Below are 19,730 nucleotides of genomic sequence, written 5' to 3'. Positions count from 1 at the left end.
GTTGAAGCAGATCGGCGCCGCGTGGCGGCGGTGCTCGCGGCGGCGGACCATGCCGGGGCGCGCGCTTCGGCCAGAGCGCGGGCACTCATCGGCGAAGTCCTGAAGCGGCTCGCGGAAGATCCCGCGATGCGCACCTATCTGGTTCAGTCGGAAGTGAGGTACCGGCGGGTAGGGCGTGGGTAGCGCGTACAGGACTCAGGAGGGACAAGCCCCGCCCGCCCTGCTCAGGAACCGCTGCGCGAGGCGCTGCTCGCCACGTTCAGGCCTGGTTGCCGCGTCCTCTTTCCCACGGGGCGGTCCGGCATAAAAGCCGGGATCCGCCTCGTTCCGTCCCTCCCGTAGATACCGCGAGGAACCGTGCTGCGGGCGGGGAGGCCGACCTCTTGATTACCCGGGTCCGCAACCAGCTGCGGTGCCGGGTTGATTGCGTTCCCCCCACCAGGACGCCCCGCCCGCGGGCGGGGACCGTGACTGCCCGGCGCGATGGAGAGAACGGACCTCGGTGCTTCCACGCTGCTGCGGTCTGCCCCGGCGCCAGCCGAGGGCGGTGCCGTGCACCGCACCGACTCCGCGCCTGATGCAATTCGACCTGTTCTCCTCGCTCTCTCCACGCGTACGCGCCTCTGCAGCGGTCGCACCCGCCTCCCACCCGGCACTGCCGCTCCACCGCCTGCTCGATGCCGCGTTCGAAGAGCTGAGCCGCGGCGTTCCGTTCCGCACCCCAGGCGAGGCGGTGGCATGGGGCACGCGCGTCACGGGCACCCCGTACACTCCCGCCGGCGCCTGGACGCTGGACGACGTGTACGACGCCCTCGAAGGCGCGGCGCACCGGGTCCTGCGGGCTGATCTCGCCGGGCTGGTGCTGTCTGAGCGGCTTCTCCGCACCCGCGAACGCGAGGCGGAGTGGTTCCACGGGCGGGCGCTGACCGAGGCGGCACGCGCGCAGGCGCAGTTCTCCACCCCTCTGCCGATCGCGGAGTCGGCCGCCTATCTCGTCTCCGCAGCCGCTTCCATCCGCACGGTGCTGGAGCCCTGCGCGGGAACCGGAAGCCTGGCGCGGGCGCTCCTGCCGCTCGGCCGCCTGTCGCTTCGCGTCAACGAGACCGATGCGCGCCGCAGGGAGGTGCTGTCCTGGCTCGGCCTTCAGCCGACCGGCCGGGACGCGCTGCGCCTGCCGCTGGACCCGGCGCGTTTCGACGCGGTGCTCTCCAACCCTCCGTTCGGGGCGATGAACCGAGGACACGGCGGCCGCGGGGCCACGGAGTTCGCTGCGACGAACATCGCGCAGCGCTTCGCCGGGGCGCACCTCCGCAGCCTGAATCCGGGCGGCCTCCTCGTCGCGCTGCTTCCCGCCAGCACGCTCTCCGACGCCGGCAGCGACTTCCGGCGCTGGCTGGGCGAGCACCACACGCCCCTGCTGTACCTGGGCTGCCCGGCGGCGTCCTACCGGACCCGCGGCGCGCTACGCGACGCCATGCTCCTGGTCGCGGTCCAGGGAAAGACCGCGGGTGCCGTCGCCCGCGTCGTTGTGGCCGAGCCGTCGTGGGAGGCGTGGAGCGAAGCCATCGAAGCCGCCGCGGAGCAGCTGTCCACGGTCAGCCCGGTCACCGCGGTATCCGGCGGCGCTCCATCGCTGGCGGTTGACGTCTCGGCGGGGTCGGTCCCGCCCGTCCCCGCATGCGCAGGCGAATCGGCCGCAGCCGCGCCCGATCCCCACCCCGGAGTTGTGGGAGCTGCGGAGGAGCCGCGAGATGCGGCCGGCGCAGCCCACGATCCTTCGGGCGACGACTGCCCAGCCACGGGTCGGCGCACACCCCCGGTGATCGTCGGGGCTGCCCTCGACATCGTGTTCGCCTCCCCGCCGCCTCCGAGAGCCGTGCCGGACTGGGAGCGAGAGGACCGCGAGCGCGCGGAGGCGGAGAGGAGCGCCGTCTTCGCACCGTTCGCCGTCTCCCTCCGGGAACACCGTGCCCCCCACCCGCGGCTCGTCGTGCAGACGCGGAGCATGGCAGGGATGCCGCCCCCGCCGGTGGTACGGCAGGGATTCGAGAGCCCGCTCGCGGACGACGCGTGGGGCCGCTCGGGAGCCGCAGGAGGGGCCAGCGACGAGCAGGCGGAGCTCAGCCTTCGGGTGCTCGACGCCTGGGACCGGCGCCACGGGTTCCTGTGCGCCGACGACGTGGGCGTCGGGAAGAGCCGCGAGCTCGCCCTCCTGGTGCTGGAGGCGATCCATGAGGGAGAGGCGCGGATCCTCGTCACCACCAAGAACGAGACGAACATCCGGGACCTGGAGCACGAGCTCCGGCGCGTGGCCTCCGGCGACGAGCACGGGCCGTTCCCGGCGCAGTTCATCGAGGTGTCGAACTACGTTGAGGCCAAGGGCGAGGGCGGCGTGCTCCCCCGCCCCGACGGTCCCACGGTCTACCTGGCCCACTCGTACAACTTCGCGGACTTCGCCCCCGCCCTCCTCGACGTGCGGCCCACCGTCTGGCTGGCCGACGAGGCGCACGAGTACGCCAACATCGCGGACAGCAAGCGCGGCCTCGCGTGGGCGGCGCTGCACGAGGCGATGCTCGCCTACACCCCGAAGATCGCGTACTTCACGGCGACGCCCGCGGTGACCCTCGACCAGCTCTGCTACCTGTACGGGCTGCGGCAGTGGCGCGTGGGCGCGTTCGACCTCTGGATCGAGAAGAAGACCGGGAAGGGCGAGCCCGAGAAGGAGGGAGAGAGCGACGCGTCGAACCGGGCCGTCCGTGCGCACCTGCAGGAGAGCACCGCCCTGGGCGACACCGCCGGCGTGGACGCGGACCAGGCAGCGAAGGAGGGGAAGCGGCGCTTCATGGTGCGCCGGAACGACGCCTTCACGATCCGCACGACGCCGGCGGAGACCGAGCAGGTGATGCGCGAGCTGCAGGCGTCCGGGCACTACATGTCCCGCGACCTCTGGCGAGGGGGCGTGACCTTCGCCGTCGAGTGGATCGACCTGCTCAGCGACCCCACGGCGCGCCGTCGGTACGACGAGGCGGCGGCGATCTGCCGCGACCTCTCTCTCGCGTCGCGGCAGTTCGGCGCGATGAACCAGAAGGTGAAGACGCAGGGGCTCGACCGCGCGATGGTGCAGTCGTACCTCAAGCAGCTGCTCTTCGATCTCCGGCTCGACGCCGTCCTGGCCCGCGCGGACTTGGCGCTGGCCGAGGGCCGCCAGGTGGTCATCAGCGTCCACTCGGTCGCCGGCGACGAGGACGACTGCGAGGCGCTGGGCGCCGATGCTCAGGAGCACGCCGTCAACCGCCGCCTGGAGTCGGCGATCAACCGCATCAACGTCCAGGAGATCACGAAGGAGACCGACGGAAACGAGACGGTGTACCGCGACCTGGGCGAGATCCCAGAAGCCCTGCTAGCCCGGGAGGAGTTGCGGGAGCGCGTGCGCGCGCTGCCGCGGCTCCGCGACCCGGTGCGGGTCGTCACGCAGCACTTCGGCGCGTCCGCAGTCGCCGCGATCACCGGACGCATCCCGGCGCGGCTCCGGACGCAGCGCATGGGGGACTTCCAGGCCGGCACGCGCCGGGTGGCGCTGATCAGCAAGGCGGGCAAGGTGGGGATCAGCCTCCACGACACCAACGGGCACCCGCGGACCATGCTGGCCGCCGACTACGAGTGGTCGGCCGACCTTTTCAAGCAGGAGCTCGGGCGCGTGGACCGCACCGGGCAGCGCTCCGCGCCGGAGATCGTCCTGATGGCCTCGACCGCGGCCGGGGAGCGCAAGTTCGCGAGCACGATCGCCGCGCGGATGGCCTCGCTCGGGGCGACGTGCAAGGGCTCCGCGGAGGCGACCGGGACCGACGCCCTGGACCAGTTCGACATGTCGGGCGGGATCGCGCTGGAGGCGATGAAGAACGCGGTGCAGCGCCTGGAGGCGGGCCAGCGTGCGTACTTCACGGGCAGCCAGTTCCTGGAGCGCCAGAAGACCAGCAGCGGCGCCGTGGTGTGGACTCCGAAGCTGCGGCCGGAGGAGGGCACCCAGATGCGGCACTTCCTGCTGGAGATGCTGATGTTCCCGATGGAGGACTCGCACCACGCCCTCGCCCTCTGGGAGGAGGAGCGGGACGCGCTGCTCACCATCGAGACGCTGGAAGCGCTCTCCGCCCGCCGTACCGGCCGCGCCCGCGGATCCGTTCTTCGCGAGCGGCCGCTTCCCGCGACCCCGCCCATGACCCTGGTCGACGTCCGCTACGAGGACGGCGAGCACGGCGTCATCGCCCAGGGGCACGTGACGGAGCACATGACGCGGATCCAGCGCGCCCGCGGCCCCGACTCCGACGGGCAGCCCCGTACGCGGCGCTACCTGCAGTTCACGGCCGACGACGGCCGCCTGGTGAGCGGGCTCGACCTGACCACCAGCGAGGCGCACCGCATCCGCTGGGCGTTCGGGAGCCGGGAGGCGCGGGACGCCACGCCCGAGGCGCTGCTGCAGGACCTGCGCGTGGGCGAGAAGATCCCGCTCAAGGGCGCGGACGGCGCAAAGTGGGTGCTGCATCTCCGACGGGATGGGCGGATCGAGGTGCGCGGGGCGAAGCTCGGCCGGGACCGGACCCACCTGATGCGCCCGAGCCTCCAGGGCGCGGTCGCCTACGAGCCCGCCGGCAACTTCCTCCACCTCGTTTCGCACGATGCGCTCGGCGTCTTCGTCCAGCACTTCGCCGTCGCGGACGCACCGGAGCCGCTGGCGGAGGCCGCGTGAGGGGAGCGCCTTTCCGGCGCGGGAGGCGGACGCCTACTTTGTCCGCCTCCCCTCCGCTGTCCGGTCCCCTTCGCCGTTGTCCCAACGTGTCACTGAGCTCCAACCAGCTGGACCTACTCCGCACCCTCGCAACCCGCGGCTCGCTGCCGCGGGAGGAAGCGGACGGGCGTTCCCTCCGCGCGCTCGTCTCCCGCGGGCTCGCGCGGGTCGCGGGCAGCTCCATCCGCACCACCTCCGCCGGCGACGCGGTCCTGAAATCGGCGGGTGGCCAGGCACCGGACCAGGCCGGCGCGGACCCGGGCCGGGCGCGCCTGAGCGATGCGCAGGAAGAGGTGCTCCGGAGCATGATCCGCCAGACGGCCCCGATCCTCGCGGACCACGTCGACGGCCGCGTGCTCCGCGCGCTGGTGGGGCGCGGACTGGTTCGGGTCGACGGCGGCTGGGCATCGGCGACCGAGGCGGCCGCCGCGCACCTGCAGGCATGGGACCGGGCCGAGCGGAAGCTGCGGCACCGCAGGGCGGCCAGGTCGCCGGAAGCCGTCCGCGCTGAGGTCGTGCTCCGCGCGGTCGAGCAGCTGGAAGCCGCGACGCCGCCAGAGTCCGTGGTGCTGCTGGCGGGCCATCCCGCCTACGCCGACGACCTGCTGGCGGGCCTTCGCCGCCACGCTCGCGCCCTGGAGCGGCGCGGCCAGGAGTAGCCGCCGCTCTGGCTGGCCCTCTTCCGCAGGCTGGACAGCCGTCGCTGCACGCGCGCAGCGTCTCCCCCGGCGAGCCGCGGGGTATCAACAGCGCCCTCCCCCAGGCGCCGCTGCACCCGGCTCGACTGCCTCCCGGCACCTCCTCACCCCCGCCAGCGCCGAAGAAGCTCGCATCCGCGATCGCGCGCACCCACGTGGCCGAAGCCGTTGGCGTGCACCCCGGCACCGCGCTGCTCTGCCGGTTCGTCGCCGTACGCGACGAGAGCGATCCGGACGGCGGCTTGGGCGAGCGGGCTTCCCGGCGGGAGGGACCACCTGCTGGGTGAGTGGATCAGCCTGCGCGAGGAGCACGCGCGCGGGCTAGGCATCGGGCGCCTCGCGCGGCTCCTCTCCAGCACGGGGACGGCGGGCGACGTCGAGACCGCCGCGGACGGGCTCTGGACCAACTGCGGATACTGAAGCCGGGGGCCGATGAAACACGATTCCGAGGATGATCCGCGTTCGTTTGAGCGGGCGCTTGCCGAGCCTTCCCCGCTGGTTGCCTTCGTCTTCGAGCGGCGGTGGCTCCCGTCGGGCGCCGGCCTCCGCAGAGTCGCCTGCACGAACGTGCCCCACGTGGTCGCCGGCGGCGGCGCCGCTCCCTTCGACTGGGGGAACCATTCGCCCGGAGCCTACGAGCTGGCACTGAACGCCCTGGAGGTCGCCCTGGAGCACCTCCGCCACCGCGGACCGCGCACGGCGGCAGACGGACGCGTGTGCTTCCTGGCCGCGCGCCTCCTGCAGCGCCCTCTCGTGGAGGAGATGATCGCGGACGCCAACGACGAAGGAACGGCCATCCCGATGGTGGAGATGGAGCGGTGGCTGACGTCTGAAATGGACAAAATGGACAGCGTCGTGCGGCAGATGCTCGCACCCCGGTACCAGCTCCAGCCCGCCGCGCAGCCCGGGGTCTGGAGCGCAGGCGAGGTGGAAGCGATCCTCGGTGGACCCGTGACGGAGACGCCGGAGGGGCTGCTCGATGCCTTCGGCTCGCTCGTCGCCACGCCGGTGCGGCCCCATCCCCTGGACAGCGCGGACTGGGAGCTTCCACCCCTCTGAAGCCCGAGCGGGCACCGGCGGTGCCATCCGCAGTGAGCAGCACCCCAGGACCTGCCCCGCCTTCCCCGCCCCGCCCGTCACCCGACGGTGCGGGGCGCTTCGTTTTGGAGGAATACCCGCCGCTCATGACACAGCTTTCCCTCTTCCCGTTCGAGAAGCGGTGGGCACGCCGCCGTGAGCGCTGGGTGACGCCCGTGGACGTGTTTCGCCCCGACGGATACACGGTCGATGTCGTGTCAGAGGCGCTCGCGCGCAGCTTCGTGGTGCGCGAGCACTACTCCGCCAGCTTCCCGGCCGCACGCCTTTCCGTGGGCCTCTGGGGTCCCGGGCCCATCCTGGCGGGGGTCGCCGTGTTCTCCGTGCCCATGTCGCAGGCGGTGCTGCCGCGGTGGACCGGTGCGGACCACGCCCGCGCCGTCGAGCTCGGACGGTTCGCCTGCGCGCCGTCTGTGCGCTTCAACGGCGAGACGTGGTTCCTCAAGCGGGCGCTGGCGGCGCTCCGACGGGAGAAGGGGTGCCGGGCGGTGCTCTCCTTCGCGGATCCGCTGGAGCGGTGGACTGCAGGCGGCGAGCTGAGCAAGGGCGCCCACTACGGCACGATCTACCAGGCCAAGGGAAGCCTCTTCGCCGGACGCGCGCGCCCGCGCTGGGTGCTCCTGGCGCCCGACGGATCGGTCGTGAGCGCGCGTACCCTGTCCAAGATCCGCTCGGAGGAGAAGGGGATCGACTACGCCGTGCGGCAGCTCCGCGCCTACGGAGCCCCCGCGCGGGCACGGGGCGAGAGCTGGAGGGCTTGGACCGACCGTGTGTGCGGGCTGCCGCCCTTCCGGCGGGTGCGGCATCCGGGAAACTTCGCCTACGTCCTCGGGCTGGACCCGTCGGCCGGGGCCCGATTGGCCGCGCTCCACGGTGGCGGCCTGCCGTACCCGAAGCGCCGGTACCCGGCAGTCCCGTAGCTCTCGGGCGCGGCGGCGCCCGGCCGGCGAGAACGGGAGGGGGGTCCGATCCGCACAGCCCTTGGCCCCTCGCTCACCCGCGGCTGCGGAGGCAGCCGCGATACGCGAGGGAGCTGCCCAACGACGACGGAGGCGCGGCGCGAAGATGCAGGGGCAGATGATGATCGACTTCGGTGGACCGGAGAAGGAGCCCGTGGCCGTGGTCATCCATCCTGTGCCATCGGGTACCGCTCCGCACCCGCCCGTGGTAGGGCCCGACCGGGGCGCCGCCCCGGCGAGCGGCGACCTCCCCGCCCTGCGACTGCTCGCCGGCTACGAGATCTACCGTGATGCCACTCGGACTGTCTTACGCATCCCGGGGGAGGAACGCTGGGTCGCCACGATCCGGACCGGGCCCACGAGCCACCGGTTCGTCGCGGCGGGCGTGGATCCGGCGGCGCTGTGGCGAGCCGCGGGACAGGCCGGGCCGGCTCCCGGCGAGGGGGAAGAGCCGTGATCGCACGCCGATCCGGGACTCGGGCGGCGCCCTGCCCGGACGCCGAGGAGGGCCTGGATCGCGAGCCCGCGCGGCCGCTCCTCATCCTGCGAAGATGCCGCGCCAGGCAGGTCGAACGCCTCGTCCACCCCATGGGCCCCGGTCCGCTCACCCGACACGCGATCTCGGGCTACCAGCGGAGCATCGCCGGGAGGCTCGCGCGCCACGTGCGCACCTGGGGACTGCTGGCCGACATCGTCGCCGCGCCGCCCGTGCCCTCCCTCGAAGAGCACAGGGCGCGGAAGGCCGCCGCGGCGGAAAGCGCCTGGCGGGCTGCGCGGAAGGAGTGGGCGGACCAGTGGCGCCGGGCGCGGGCCCGGCTCCGCGAGCTGCCCAGGGCGCGAGCGCGCGAGCTGCTCGACGAGTGGAACCGCCCGCGCGACGACCTGCCGCCGGGCGCACGCGCCGCGCCGTCCGACCTCCTGATGTTCCTCAGCACGCGCGAACCCCCGGCATCGCTCCTCGAACACCGCCGCCAGGGCCGCCTCCACTCGGCGGCGGTCCACCGGGACGTGATGCGCCGGAGCGAAGCCTGGTACATCCAGCACGTCGCCTGTCCGGAGGGCGCGCTGGGGATCGCGCACGTACCGAACTTCCCCACCCGCCTCGTGCGGTGCATCGCGTGCGAGCGGGAGTGGCGGACCCGCACCGAGCTGGCCGCCGCCGAGGAGACCGGCGAGCTGCGCATGGTGGACTGCCGCCTGGCCGAGCAGCTGGACCTCGCGCCGCTCCCCGCAGCATAGACCCTCACCCGGACCACCATGTACCGCAGCGGCGACCTCCGCGACCTCCGCGACTACGACCCCCATCACGGCGAGCGAACAGAGGCGGACGCCGCCGCCCTCGCCCGTTCCATCCGCGACCGGTCGGGCTTCTTCGGCGTGTGGACAGGGGCTGAGGCCGGCAGCGAGCTGCTCGCCATCGCGCACGACGGGGCTCTCTTCCGCAGCCGGTAACGCTCCCGGCGGGGTCCGGCCGCGGGCCCGTTCGCCACCCGCCGGCGGCCGACGATTCCTCGGCCGGACGACTGCCCCCACGCAGGCGCGTCCCGGTCGGGCTCGCGCGTGCACCCTCACCCCGAATCCGATCCATGCGATACGAATTCCGCACCTTCACCATTCGGTTCAAGATGTTCGAGCCGGGCGAGCGAATCCGGCCGGCTTCCCCGCGGTGCGAGCTCCCGCCCGGCGGCGAGTACGTCGTGGTGCGCTGCATCGAACCCATCACCCCCGGTTACGACTCGATCGTCTTCGTCGAGGGCCACCGGAGGGGAGCCGACACCGGGTACCTCATCCCGGTCGAGAATGACCATGACGCGCCCTCCGGTCCGGAGGACGGCATCCTCGCCCTGCAGGACATGCGCGCGAGCGCGGCCACCGGATGGAGACGGATCGAGCCGCTGGTGCTGAAGGCCGGGCAAGACCGCGAAGGAGTGCTCGACCGTCTGCTCGCGTTCGTCGAAGCATACGGCCTGGGCCCCGAGGTCCACGCTTACCTGGAGGCGCAGCACCGCCGCCAGGCCGCCGACGCGGGCGGGGCGGAGTGAGCGCCCCGCTGCGGCCGCTGGGGCGGAACGAACGTCCCGCGAAGATCTGGGAGCGCTTCCACGTCGGGATGCGCGTCACGGTGCGGGAGGCGGTCGAGGCGTACTACAGCGGCTATGCCGGGAACCCGGAATGCGTCCTGGAGCCGGGGATGGCGGGCGTGGTCGCCAGCCTGGACGTACCGTATGTCCGCCACCGGCGCGGCAACTCCTCGTCGTTCGCGGGCGTGGACTTCGAGGGCCCCGCCCACAGCAACCCCCCACGCACCGAGTGGCGGGCAGGCGTGGATCCCAAGAACCTGGTCCCGCTGGGGCCGCGCGGCGCACGCTTCGTCCGGCCTCCGGACGCAGTGCGCGTCACCCGCTGCCCCGGCGGGTCGGGCCTCGTCGGATTCACGGCGGCGGACGCGGCGGTGCTGGCCGTCGTGGCCAAGGAGCGCGGCGGCATCTTCGGCGGCTCGGAGCGGGTGGAAGCCGTACGAGCCTGCCTCGCCGCGGCGGGCTACGTCCTGGAGCTCGTGGGCGAACCGGAGCCGGCCGCCGCGTGCCCGCCTCCGGCCAAAGGAGGGGGCGAATGACCCTCCCGCTCGAACCCGCCGTGGGATCCATCGACGCCGACGCAGCGGACGCGGCGCAGAAGGCGCTCCACAGGCACCGGCGCCGGCACGGGGAGACGACGCCCGGCGGCCGGATCCTGACCCACGACCCCGGGGACCTCGCGCTGCACGAGCTGCTGTCCATCCTCCTCGAGCCGGGGCTGGGGCGCGCCCGGGCAGACGCCGCCGCGATCCAGCTCATGTGCGGTCTCCCGGCGGTGGACGGGCGCGGTCCCCTGCGCCGGATGGGGCGGGCAACGGCCTCGGAGATCTGCGCAACCGCCGGCATCACGCCCGTGGCCACGGCGCGGATCCTCGCCGCACTGGAGTTCGCGCGCCGGTTCGCGACGGAGCCGGCCCTCGCGCCGGGCACCCGCATCGTGGACTCGGACTCGATCTTCCGCCGCGTGCACTCGCGGATGCGCGACCTGGACAGGACCGAGTACTGGACCCTGGTGCTGAACCACCAGAACGAGATCGTGCGCGAGTTCGTCGTGAGCCGGGGACTGCGGTCGGCTGCGCTCGTGCATGCGCGCGAGGTGTTCCGCCCCGCACTGCGCGAGCACGCCCCGCGCGTCGTCCTGGTGCACAACGACCCGGACGCGCGGGGTGTCCCCACGCCGTCCGCCTTCGACCGGATGACCACGCACCAGCTCAGCCGGGGGGCTGAGACCCTGGACCTGATGCTCATGGACCACGTGATCGTCGGGGACGCCGGCTACTTCTCGTTCGCGAAGGCGGGGATGCTGGTCGCGCCGCAGCAGGCGGCGATGCCCGACGACGCCGACCTCCTCCCGTTCGGCCGCTCCACGGGCCGGTCGCGGAGGGCCGGCGGCGCGGGGGTGGCGGGTGCGCCGGACGCGCTCGCCGCGTAGTGGGGCAGCCCGGGGGCGCGGCCGCGGGCCGCTCCGCCCGAGAACGGAAGGGCGATCCACTCCAGACACCGCGGCCGTCCCGGCACCCCGCCGGGACGGCCGACGTCGTTTCCCCTCGAACAGGATCGGTCGCATGGCACGCAGCGTCTGGAACGGCACCCTCGGCTTCGGGCTGCTGAACATCCCCGTCGCGCTCTACACGAGCGTCCGCGAGCAGGACCTGTCGTTCAAGCAGCTCTGCCCCGAGCACCGCGTCCCCATCGCCATGAAGCGGTGCTGCAGCCAGGACGACGCGGATCTCGCCTTCGCGGACCTCGCCAAGGGCTTCGAGGTCGCGCCCGGGGAGTACGTGGTCCTCAGCGAGGAGGACATGGAGCGCGCCGCGCTACCCCTGTCCAGGAGCTTCGACATCCAACTCTTCCTCCCCGAGAGCGAGGTGGACCTGCGCTTCTTCCACACCCCGTACTTCGTCGTCCCGAAGGCGGAGGGCGCGCGCACCTACGCGCTGCTGCGGGAAGCGGTCCGGCGCACGGGCAGGGTCGCCGTCGGCAAGATCGCCCTCAAGACCAAGCAGCAGATCGCGGCGCTGCGCGTCTCGGGCTCCGCGCTGGTCCTCCATCTCATGCACTGGCCCGACGAGCTGGTGGCGGCGGAGTTCGCCTTCCCCGACGAGATGCACGACCCCGCGGAGCTGGCGCTGGCGGAGCAGCTGGTCGCGGGCTTCGGCGGCACCCTGGCGGGGGCAGCGTGGACGGACGAGTACCGCGCCAACTTGGAGCGGATCATCGAGGCGCGCGTACGCGGCGAGGAGGTCGAGTTCACCGCCGCGCCCGCCCGCGAAGCGACCGACGTGATCGACCTGGTGGCGGTCCTGCGCGCTTCGCTGGCGGCCAGGAAGGCGGCCTGACGCGGCCATGATCGGGATCCAGCCGATGCTCGCCGAAGCCGCGCCCGTCCTGCCCGCGGGGCGCGGGTGGCTCTTCGAGCCCAAGTACGACGGGGTCCGCGTGCTCGCCTACGCGCGCGAGGACCGCGTGACGCTGACGAGCCGGAAGGGGAACTCCCTCACCCGGCAGTTTCCGGACGTGGTCGAGCCCCTTCGCGCACTCCGCGCCGGCGTCGGCCGCGATTTCCTCGTCGACGGCGAGATCGTCAGCACCACGGGCGACGGCTTCGCCGGCTTCCAGGTGCTCCAGTCGCGCCTGGGTGTGGAGCAGCCGTTCCGGGTGCGGATGCTCGCGCTGCGCATCCCCGCGGCGCTCGTCACTTTCGACGTGCTCTCCGTGGGGGGCGCCGCCCTCCTGGACCGGGCTCTCGCCGAGCGCCGGCAGGTGCTGGAGGCGCTGCTGTCCGATCCACCCTCCGGGATCCGCCTGGGCGAGCAGGACGAGGATGGCCCCGCCCTGCTCGCGCGGTCGCTGGCGGAGCGCTGGGAGGGGCTGGTCGCCAAGCGGGCGGACTCCCGGTACCTGCCCGGCCAGCGGGCGGCGGCCTGGCTCAAGATCAAGGCCGCGCGGCGGCAGGAGTTCGTCGTCGCGGGCTTCACGGTCTCCGCTTCGGAGCACCGCGAGTTCGCCGCTCTCGTCCTCGGCTACCACGACGGACGAGGCGATCTCGTCTACGCGGGGTCGGTCGGCTCCGGCTTCACACGCCGGGACCTGGCGGATGCGCACCAGCGCCTTCGCCCCCTGGAGTGCCCGCGGTGCGCCTTCGCTGCGCGGCCAGCGCTCGACGATCCGGTGCGCTGGACGGAGCCCCGCCTCGTGGCCGAGGTGCGCTTCGCCGACTGGACCGCGGACGGCCGTCTCCGGTCGCCCGTGTTCGTTGCTTTCCGCCAGGACAAGGAGCCGCGCGACGTGGTCCGCGAGCCCTGATCCGTCCTGCCGCTCTCCTCCCACACAACCGGATTCCATGACACACGACCTGGACACCACTCCCGGCCGGAGCCGCCTCCGCGCGCTGTGCGCGAGCGTGCTGCTGGGCGCCGCGCACGTGCTGCGCTCGCTCGCGGGTGCGGCCGAGAGGCACGCCGGCCCGCCCGTCGGATCCGCCGACGTCCCGGAGGTGCCCACCGCCGGCGCCGGCAGGGAGCAGGCGCGGGACGGAGGGCCGTACCACTTCACGTACCCGGCGCACGCCGCGTTCGAGGTCGCCTGCGCGGACGGACCGGACGCGGCTCGGGCGCTCGCGTCCGCGCTCGTCGTCCGGCTCACGGAGTCCGACGCGCCGCTCGTGGCCGTGCCCGGAGCGCTCCCCGCCGAGCCGCGCATCGGCGGCCTCGAGGTGTGGCTGGGCTCCATCCGCGGCGAGGGGGACGCGCTGGAGCTGGAGGCGAGCGGCTGAGCCGCGCCGCTCCGCCAGCCCGCCCGCGCCCGCTCGCCCCCGGGCCGGCGCGCCCCACCCGTGGCCGCGCTCCGCCGCGGCCACGGGCCGCTCCCGGCGAGAACGGGGTGCCGACCGGCGGCTCCGCCGGCACCGCGGTGCCGCGAGCGGCGCCGGGGCGAGACATCCATCCCCTCCCCAGAGGAGAATGATCGCAAGAGCCCATCCGGCCGGACCACCGGCCCCCGACCCGCCGCTGGACGGGACGGGCGCGCAGGACCACCGCGCCCGCGGCCTGGTCCGCTCGCTCAAGGCCGCGCGGCGAGTCAGCGTCCCGCTGGTGGCGGTCACCACGCCTGACCCGGCCGCCACCATCGAGACGATCGGCCGCGAGCTGGCGGCGGAGGTCCCGCAGCTCGAGTGGGACGGCGCGCGCGGGATGCGCGGCCGCAACGACGCCGGCCACGCGGCCCGCCAGGAAGTGCTCGGGACGGCGTACGACCCCACCGTCGCCAACCCGCTGGAGCTGTTCACCCAGGCGCAGCGCCTCCCCGAGGAGTCGGTCCTCTGGGTCCACATGGCCAACCGGTGGATCACCAGCCCCCCCGTCATCCAGGCGCTCTGGAACCTGCGCGACGAGTTCAAGCACGACCGGCGCACCGTCGTGCTCCTCGCCCCCGCGCTCGACCTGCCGCCGGAGCTTTCCGGCGACGTGATGGTGCTGGACGACCCGCTTCCGGGCCCCGCCGCGCTGGAGGTGATCGTCCGGGAGGTGTACGCGGCCGCGGAGCTGGTGCCGCACGAGGAGGACGTGGCCGCGGCGATCGAGGCCGTACAGGGCCTCCCGGCGTTCCAGGCCGAGCAGGTAGCGGCGATGAGCCTCACCCCCGGCGGGCTCGACGTGGACGCCGTGTGGGAGCACAAGCGGCGGCAGATCGAGCTCACTCCCGGGCTCAAGGTGCAGCGCGGGGGGAGCCGCTTCGCGGACGTCGGCGGGGTCGAGACGATCAAGGGCTTCCTCGGGCGCGTGCTCGCGGGCAGCTCGCCCCCGGGCGCCGTGGTCTTCCTCGACGAGATCGAGAAGTTCCTGGCCGGGGCGAGCGGCGACGGCGCGGACAGCAGCGGCGTCTCGCAGGACCAGCTCGGGACGATCCTGAGCTACATGCAGGACGAGGAGGCGGTCGGCGCCCTCTTCGTGGGCCCGCCGGGGAGCGCCAAGTCCATGGTCGCGAAGGCGTGCGGGAACGAGGCGGGGATCCCGACGATCCAGCTCGACCTCGGCGGCGTGAAGGGCAGCCTGGTGGGCGAGAGCGAGCGCCAGCTGCGCGCGGCTCTCAAGGTCGTCACGTCCGTCAGCAACGGCCGCTCCCTCTGGCTCGCCACCTCGAACAGCATCACCAGCCTGCCGCCGGAGCTGCGGCGGCGGTTCGGGCTCGGCACCTACTTCTTCGACATCCCGACGGACGCCGAGCGCGCGCGCATCTGGGAGATCTGGCTGCGCAAGTACGGGCTCGCCGCAGACGGAGCGCTCCCGCGCGGCGACGGATGGACGGGAGCGGAGATCCGGCAGTGCTGCGACATCGCGTGGCGGCTGCGCTGCCCGCTCGCGGAGGCGGCCGGCTTCGTCGTCCCCGTGAGCCTGTCCTCCGCGGAGCAGCTCGACCAGCTCCGCCGCTCCGCCGACGGGCGGTTCCTCTCCGCCAGCGCCCCGGGCGTGTACCGCCACCCCTCTACGCGCCCGGCGCCGGCCCCCAGGAGCCGGCGCGTCACCCACGACCCCAGCCGGAACTGACCATGGCGAGCGCACTGGCACTCTTTCAGGACGACGAGGAGACGCACGACTTCGCGTCGGAGCTGCAGGACCGCACCGTCGCCTGCCGGGTGCACCACGAGAAGCTGGGCACCCGGAAGGCCCTCACCCGCGAGCAGCTGGCTCAGGTCGCCGACAGCTTCGCGGCCGACCGACGGCTCCTCGCGGGCACCAAGCGGCTGCTCAACACCAGCCATCCCGCGTTCCGGGCGGTGATGCGCGTCCACGCCGCCGCGACGGAGTTCTGGCGCTCGATCACCGTGCCCTTTCCGGAGCCCGGGATCCGGCTGCTGCGGCGGGACCAGGTGGCCGTGTTCGACCAGCGGATGCAGGACTTCCGCGCGGAGCTCCGGGAGGCGGTCGCCGGGCTCGTCCGGGCGTACCCCGACCTCCAGGAGCTCGCCCGCGACGACCTCGGGTCGCTGTTCTCCGAAGGCGACTACCCCGCGCGCGTGGACGACGCGTTCGCGATCACGTGGGACTTCCCCTCCTTCGAGCCGCCGAGCTACCTGCGCAGGCTGCACCCGCAGCTCTACGAGCAGGAGTGCGTGCGCATCCGCTCGCGCTTCGACGAGGCGGTGCGGCTCACCGAGGAGGCGTTTCTCGCGCGCCTTAACGGCCTCGTCGCACGCCTGGCCGACCGCCTGACGGGCGAGGAGGACGGCAAGCCGAAGGTGTTCCGGAAAAGCGCGCTCGCGAACCTCAATGCCTTCTTCGCGGAGTTCCGGCAGCTCGACATCGGCTCCAACTCCGAGCTCCAGGAGCTGGTCGGCCGCGCCCAGGACCTGGTCCGGGGCGTCCGGCCCGACGACCTGCGCACCGACGCCGACACGCGCACGACCGTCGCCAGCGGACTCACCCAGATCCAGCAGGCGATGGACGGCCTCATGGTCCCCAGGCCGCGCCGCGCCATCAGCCTGGTCGTCGACTGACCCTCGGGTGCTGCGCCGGGCCGGCCGGCGACGGCGCAGCACCCGTCACCTGAACACGGAGGAGACCGACCCTATGTCCCACGTTGCAGAGATCGAGCTGGAGGTCCGCGACCTCGACGCCCTGGCGGAGGCGTCCCGGCGCCTGGGGCTGGAGTTCGTCCAGGGCCAGGGGACGTACCGCTGGTTCGGGGCGATCCTCGGTGACTACCCGCTCCCCGCCGGCTTCACCGCCGCGGACCTGGGCAGGTGCGAGCACGCGATCCGGCTGCCGCTCGGGAACGCGGCGGGACCGGAGCCCTATGAGATCGGCGTGGTGCGCAGGCGCGACGGACGGCCGGGCTACTCGCTGCTCTGGGACTTCTGGATGGGAGGCTTCGGCCTGCAGGAGAAGGTCGGCGCGGGGTGCGCCCGGCTCCGGCAGGAGTACGCCGCCGAGACCACCCGGCGCGAGGCCCGGCGGCAGGGGTTCGGCGTGCAGGAACAGCTCGGGGCCGACGGGATGATCCGGCTCCGCCTCACCCGCTGAAGGAGGGAGACACCGTGGAAGTCGTGATCGTGGAGATCGACGGGGAGGCCGGCGTCACCGTGCGCGCGGAGGGGGTCGCCGGACCGGGGTGCAGGACGCTCACCGCCGGGATCGAGGCGTCGCTGGGCAGGACCACCGGCGACCGGCCCACCCCGGAGCTGTACCAGGAGGCGCCCGCCGATGCCGGACTCGCTGCTGGTCGTCGTTGAGCCGGGGGGGGTGATCCGGTTCCTGTGGGACGACCGGCTGGCGGCGCTGGCCGCGGAAGGCACGGTGGAGGTCCGCCGGGCTTCCCACGTGGAGCCGGACGGCGCAGGTGGCTGGACGGCGGACCTGGCGCCGAGCGAGGGGCCGGTGCTCGGGCCGTTCCGTCGCCGCGGCGAAGCGCTGGACGCGGAGCGGCGCTGGCTGGAGGAGCGGCTGTAGTCCGGCTCCGTTCCCCCGGATTCTTCCTCCCTCGCACGCCGCGGCGCCCTCTCGGGCGCCGCGGCTATATCGTCGTTCCTGCACTTCGTGCGACATGCCAGGCGCTTACGAGGACTAGCTGGCACGCTGGGCCACAAGAGAGAACACCCCACGACCGGTCCTGCGCTCCGCTTCGCGCGCCACTGCCCGGGGCGTAGCCTGAGATGGATCAAGTTCTAATGGCTCCTCGTCGAGCAGAACACCCGCCCACTCCGCCGGGAAGCAGTTCGAGCAGTCTTGTACGCCCTACCCAGGATCATTTCAGACCATCATGAGAAGATGGTGACAGCGGAACACGGCAGGATAGCGCTTACCGACAGGTACTGTACGGCTGTGGTCTGAGGTTTTATGCGGCCGCCCAGCAGCACCGGGGTAATCGATAAGCGAAGTCGGGATAGCTACTTCGATGGCGGCGAAAGCAGCGTCCGTGGTACCAGACAGTAGATAACCCAGCATCGCCCCCTCTGAAGAGAACGGCGCATACCGGCAGGTCAAGAATTGCTGCTTCAAGTCGGCAACATATGCTGAGACCTGCCCCGGTGTGCGAAGCACTTTGGCCTCAACAGGCCACTTCGACTGTGAGTTCGCTCGAAGCACAAAGGCAAGGTCGTACGTCGGCGGACGAGTGCTACCGGGTGCGCACGTTTCCCACTCCGACGACTGATGTTGCACATCGAATGGCTCATCGCCGCTCAATATGCGGTGCATACGCAGTTCGAGTTCACCGGTGATACTATCCTCAATCACGAAATCATTGGCTCCTCGAAACGGTTTGTTGAGCAGTTCGGCCTTCAACAAATCGTGCGCCTCCCACAGGCACTTAGCAATCTGAGCCGAGACATTTCTTGTCAGGCGTTGTGCGACTCCCATAAATTCCGGTGGTGCAAATTGAGTCGCACTCCCTAATACAACATTCCTATGAGAAGGCATCGACAATCCCTATTCGTTGGACGGCGAGGTGCTTAATGACGCTACGCCGCCCGGACCGGCGTCCTGTGCCCACCGGAAGGCATCGGCGGCCACTTCGTCTGCCTCGCGCAACGCAGATGACCGTGTCCAGTATCGAATTTGGTCCGGCTTGATAAGGTACACGGTCGGCACCTTCCGTCCATCCGCCTGAACGTGGTGGTACGCACGTGCAACTCGCCGGTAAAACACACCACCCTGTTCCGGGTTGGCACCGGAAAGCATTCGATCTAGCCCGGTAAGCAACTCTACAAGACCGGATGTTCCCATCGGCTCAAGTCGCACCCGCTTTGAGTGTCCCGGCCAGTCCAAGTGGATCGCGACCATCCGCACCGGCAGGCGACCACCGGCAGCTTCTTGAAATATTGTCGCACATACGTTCTCTGCTTCCAAACCAGTGTCGAAGACACGCAGGAATTGCTCGCAATATGCCTCCAACTCTGGTTCGATCTCACCATCACTCGTCGTACGGATGGTGCGCCGCCGCCCCGGAGACGGAGGAATGTCTCCACGATATGCCTTGCGTGTGGAATGCTTGTAATCCGGAAGTGTATACCGGATGAGATCTTCCACAAGCACCCGTTCCGCGGGCTTAAGTCCGAGCAAATCCGAGACTCGCTCGTCAATGTCGGTGGCGTTATGCAGATCGCGGAGCATGCCGAACCGCGGATCGGGAATTGGGACGCGCATCAACTCTTCCTTCAACGCTTCTGCACGCTCAAACGCAAAGCGGCCACTTGAAAGTAGAAGGTAATAGACCGCGAGTACGCTGTTGTAGGTGAGGCACGCCGAATCGAGATATCGCCGAAGCCACGGTTTAACCGTCACCGAAACATAACTTTGACTGCAGAGCACCGCCTTGCCGTCGGAATTATCAACAATCCGAGCCGCGAAACGAGCTGAATCCTTAAGCCAACTCTGCTTGATCAACAGTTGCGGGGCTGCGAACGCGGAGAAATCAACGGAGTCACGGCGGTGGACCATTGGATCCACATTAACCGGAAGCGAGGATGCATTAAGGCGTAGGAGCCCATCGCTGGGAAACTGCTTTCCTAGCATCCTTTTGCCCAAAACAAACGGTTCGTGCCTTTGCTCTTTCCGGCCACGGATGACCCCTTCGCGGCTAGAAGCACCACCACCAGCCTCTATTTTTTCGAGACTCGGTAGGCGCCTGAGACGACGGACAAGGGCCAAGTCCCGCGGCCCTCCCCACATTAGTACTGCCCAAATGCTGGGGTCCCCGATTGCATCAGCGACCGGAACGAGATGCACGTCATCCTTTTCGATGGCGATTCTCTGGTAGTCCTCTGCGGTGCCCGTTGGTTTGGGACAGATGTACACAACTGGCGCACCGTCCGGCGCAACCGGGCGGAGCACTATGCTGCACACGGGTGCCGCGGCATTCGGAAATAGGATTGCCCGAAATGCTGCTAAATTCACAACCTCTTCTACAGCGAGCGTTGTGAACATGCGGGTGCGAAATCGCTCAGCATTACCAGAGCGTGTGGCAAGTAAGGCGGTCGCAGGCTGAAGCATTGCAACACGTCCGCCCTCACGACACAATTCGGCACCCTTTGCTAGAAATAGCGGGCCGATGTTCTTGTAGATGACCGGCCACCCATGTTCAATAGCCCACGATTCGGCTGCCTTCCCTACTGAAGCCT

The 19,730-nt window shown here is 71.3% G+C and carries 21 protein-coding genes; 19 read left to right on the top strand and 2 right to left on the bottom strand.

The features are described 5' to 3' along the window. The 19 genes from VFE05_05185 to VFE05_05095 all read left to right on the top strand — a co-directional run. Positions 1-183: hypothetical protein (locus VFE05_05185; protein ID HET6229453.1), on the top strand; the 183-nt coding region annotated here is incomplete at its 5' end. Between the two features lie 394 nt (positions 184-577). Further along, positions 578-4,744 carry a strawberry notch C-terminal domain-containing protein gene (locus VFE05_05180; GenBank protein HET6229452.1) on the top strand — a complete coding sequence of 1,389 codons (4,167 nt, stop codon included), beginning with the start codon at positions 578-580 and terminating at the stop codon, positions 4,742-4,744. 86 nt (positions 4,745-4,830) lie between these two features. Beyond that, positions 4,831-5,442: a hypothetical protein gene (locus VFE05_05175; protein HET6229451.1), complete on the top strand. Its 612-nt coding sequence runs from the start codon at positions 4,831-4,833 to the stop codon at positions 5,440-5,442. 207 nt (positions 5,443-5,649) lie between these two features. Beyond that, positions 5,650-5,901 (top strand): hypothetical protein, encoded by a 252-nt coding sequence (locus tag VFE05_05170; protein ID HET6229450.1) that lies wholly within the window; start codon positions 5,650-5,652, stop codon positions 5,899-5,901. A 12-nt stretch (positions 5,902-5,913) separates the two neighbouring features. Beyond that, complete coding sequence (locus tag VFE05_05165; protein ID HET6229449.1) at positions 5,914-6,540, top strand: hypothetical protein; 627 nt, start codon at positions 5,914-5,916, stop codon at positions 6,538-6,540. 125 nt (positions 6,541-6,665) lie between these two features. Next, a complete protein-coding gene (locus VFE05_05160) occupies positions 6,666-7,496 on the top strand; it encodes a hypothetical protein (GenBank protein ID HET6229448.1) in 831 nt (276 codons plus the stop codon). Positions 7,497-7,988: 492 nt separating this feature from the next. Next, complete coding sequence (locus VFE05_05155) at positions 7,989-8,774, top strand: hypothetical protein (GenBank protein ID HET6229447.1); 786 nt, start codon at positions 7,989-7,991, stop codon at positions 8,772-8,774. Between the two features lie 18 nt (positions 8,775-8,792). Next, entirely contained in the window at positions 8,793-8,987 is a 195-nt protein-coding gene (locus tag VFE05_05150; GenBank protein ID HET6229446.1) for a hypothetical protein, read from the top strand. Between the two features lie 173 nt (positions 8,988-9,160). Next, complete coding sequence (locus tag VFE05_05145) at positions 9,161-9,577, top strand: hypothetical protein (protein ID HET6229445.1); 417 nt, start codon at positions 9,161-9,163, stop codon at positions 9,575-9,577. After that, the gene (locus VFE05_05140; GenBank protein ID HET6229444.1) at positions 9,574-10,152 is read left to right on the top strand and encodes a hypothetical protein; all 579 of its coding nucleotides are present in this window, start codon (positions 9,574-9,576) and stop codon (positions 10,150-10,152) included. The genes VFE05_05145 and VFE05_05140 overlap by 4 nt, the downstream gene beginning before the upstream one ends. Then, entirely contained in the window at positions 10,149-11,045 is an 897-nt protein-coding gene (locus VFE05_05135; GenBank protein HET6229443.1) for a JAB domain-containing protein, read from the top strand. Before VFE05_05140 ends, VFE05_05135 begins: the two co-directional genes overlap by 4 nt. Positions 11,046-11,178: 133 nt before the next feature. Continuing rightward, positions 11,179-11,952 carry a Ku protein gene (locus VFE05_05130; protein ID HET6229442.1) on the top strand — a complete coding sequence of 258 codons (774 nt, stop codon included), beginning with the start codon at positions 11,179-11,181 and terminating at the stop codon, positions 11,950-11,952. 25 nt (positions 11,953-11,977) lie between these two features. Continuing rightward, positions 11,978-12,919 (top strand): non-homologous end-joining DNA ligase, encoded by a 942-nt coding sequence (gene ligD / locus VFE05_05125; GenBank protein HET6229441.1) that lies wholly within the window; start codon positions 11,978-11,980, stop codon positions 12,917-12,919. 37 nt (positions 12,920-12,956) lie between these two features. Next, positions 12,957-13,388, top strand: coding sequence for a hypothetical protein (locus tag VFE05_05120; protein ID HET6229440.1), 432 nt, complete (start codon positions 12,957-12,959; stop codon positions 13,386-13,388). Between the two features lie 187 nt (positions 13,389-13,575). Continuing rightward, positions 13,576-15,159 (top strand): AAA family ATPase, encoded by a 1,584-nt coding sequence (locus tag VFE05_05115; protein HET6229439.1) that lies wholly within the window; start codon positions 13,576-13,578, stop codon positions 15,157-15,159. Positions 15,160-15,161: 2 nt separating this feature from the next. After that, complete coding sequence (locus tag VFE05_05110; GenBank protein ID HET6229438.1) at positions 15,162-16,109, top strand: hypothetical protein; 948 nt, start codon at positions 15,162-15,164, stop codon at positions 16,107-16,109. 73 nt (positions 16,110-16,182) lie between these two features. Further along, complete coding sequence (locus VFE05_05105; GenBank protein HET6229437.1) at positions 16,183-16,635, top strand: DUF1257 domain-containing protein; 453 nt, start codon at positions 16,183-16,185, stop codon at positions 16,633-16,635. A gap of 14 nt (positions 16,636-16,649) precedes the next feature. Further along, positions 16,650-16,844 (top strand): DUF2997 domain-containing protein, encoded by a 195-nt coding sequence (locus VFE05_05100; protein HET6229436.1) that lies wholly within the window; start codon positions 16,650-16,652, stop codon positions 16,842-16,844. Beyond that, a complete protein-coding gene (locus VFE05_05095) occupies positions 16,816-17,061 on the top strand; it encodes a hypothetical protein (GenBank protein HET6229435.1) in 246 nt (81 codons plus the stop codon). The genes VFE05_05100 and VFE05_05095 overlap by 29 nt, the downstream gene beginning before the upstream one ends. Positions 17,062-17,361: 300 nt before the next feature. Here the strand turns inward: VFE05_05095 and VFE05_05090 are convergent, their stop codons facing one another. Further along, positions 17,362-17,895 carry a hypothetical protein gene (locus VFE05_05090; GenBank protein HET6229434.1) on the bottom strand — a complete coding sequence of 178 codons (534 nt, stop codon included), beginning with the start codon at positions 17,893-17,895 and terminating at the stop codon, positions 17,362-17,364. Positions 17,896-18,039: 144 nt separating this feature from the next. Beyond that, on the bottom strand, positions 18,040-19,730 hold a 1,691-nt coding region (locus VFE05_05085), incomplete at its 5' end, for a hypothetical protein (protein ID HET6229433.1).

The sequence above is a fragment of the Longimicrobiaceae bacterium genome (assembly GCA_035696245.1).
Lineage (GTDB): Bacteria > Gemmatimonadota > Gemmatimonadetes > Longimicrobiales > Longimicrobiaceae > DASRQW01.
This window is presented reverse-complemented; position numbering and strand designations above follow the sequence as displayed.

Coding starts and splice junctions, on each gene's coding strand:
- VFE05_05180 (HET6229452.1), top strand. CDS start 578: ATGCAATTCGACCTGTTCTCCTCGCTCTCTCCACGCGTACGCGCCTCT.
- VFE05_05145 (HET6229445.1), top strand. CDS start 9,161: ATGTTCGAGCCGGGCGAGCGAATCCGGCCGGCTTCCCCGCGGTGCGAG.
- VFE05_05095 (HET6229435.1), top strand. CDS start 16,816: ATGCCGGACTCGCTGCTGGTCGTCGTTGAGCCGGGGGGGGTGATCCGG.
- VFE05_05165 (HET6229449.1), top strand. CDS start 5,914: ATGAAACACGATTCCGAGGATGATCCGCGTTCGTTTGAGCGGGCGCTT.
- VFE05_05150 (HET6229446.1), top strand. CDS start 8,793: ATGTACCGCAGCGGCGACCTCCGCGACCTCCGCGACTACGACCCCCAT.
- ligD (HET6229441.1), top strand. CDS start 11,978: ATGCTCGCCGAAGCCGCGCCCGTCCTGCCCGCGGGGCGCGGGTGGCTC.
- VFE05_05115 (HET6229439.1), top strand. CDS start 13,576: ATGATCGCAAGAGCCCATCCGGCCGGACCACCGGCCCCCGACCCGCCG.
- VFE05_05135 (HET6229443.1), top strand. CDS start 10,149: ATGACCCTCCCGCTCGAACCCGCCGTGGGATCCATCGACGCCGACGCA.
- VFE05_05120 (HET6229440.1), top strand. CDS start 12,957: ATGACACACGACCTGGACACCACTCCCGGCCGGAGCCGCCTCCGCGCG.
- VFE05_05160 (HET6229448.1), top strand. CDS start 6,666: ATGACACAGCTTTCCCTCTTCCCGTTCGAGAAGCGGTGGGCACGCCGC.
- VFE05_05105 (HET6229437.1), top strand. CDS start 16,183: ATGTCCCACGTTGCAGAGATCGAGCTGGAGGTCCGCGACCTCGACGCC.
- VFE05_05130 (HET6229442.1), top strand. CDS start 11,179: ATGGCACGCAGCGTCTGGAACGGCACCCTCGGCTTCGGGCTGCTGAAC.
- VFE05_05110 (HET6229438.1), top strand. CDS start 15,162: ATGGCGAGCGCACTGGCACTCTTTCAGGACGACGAGGAGACGCACGAC.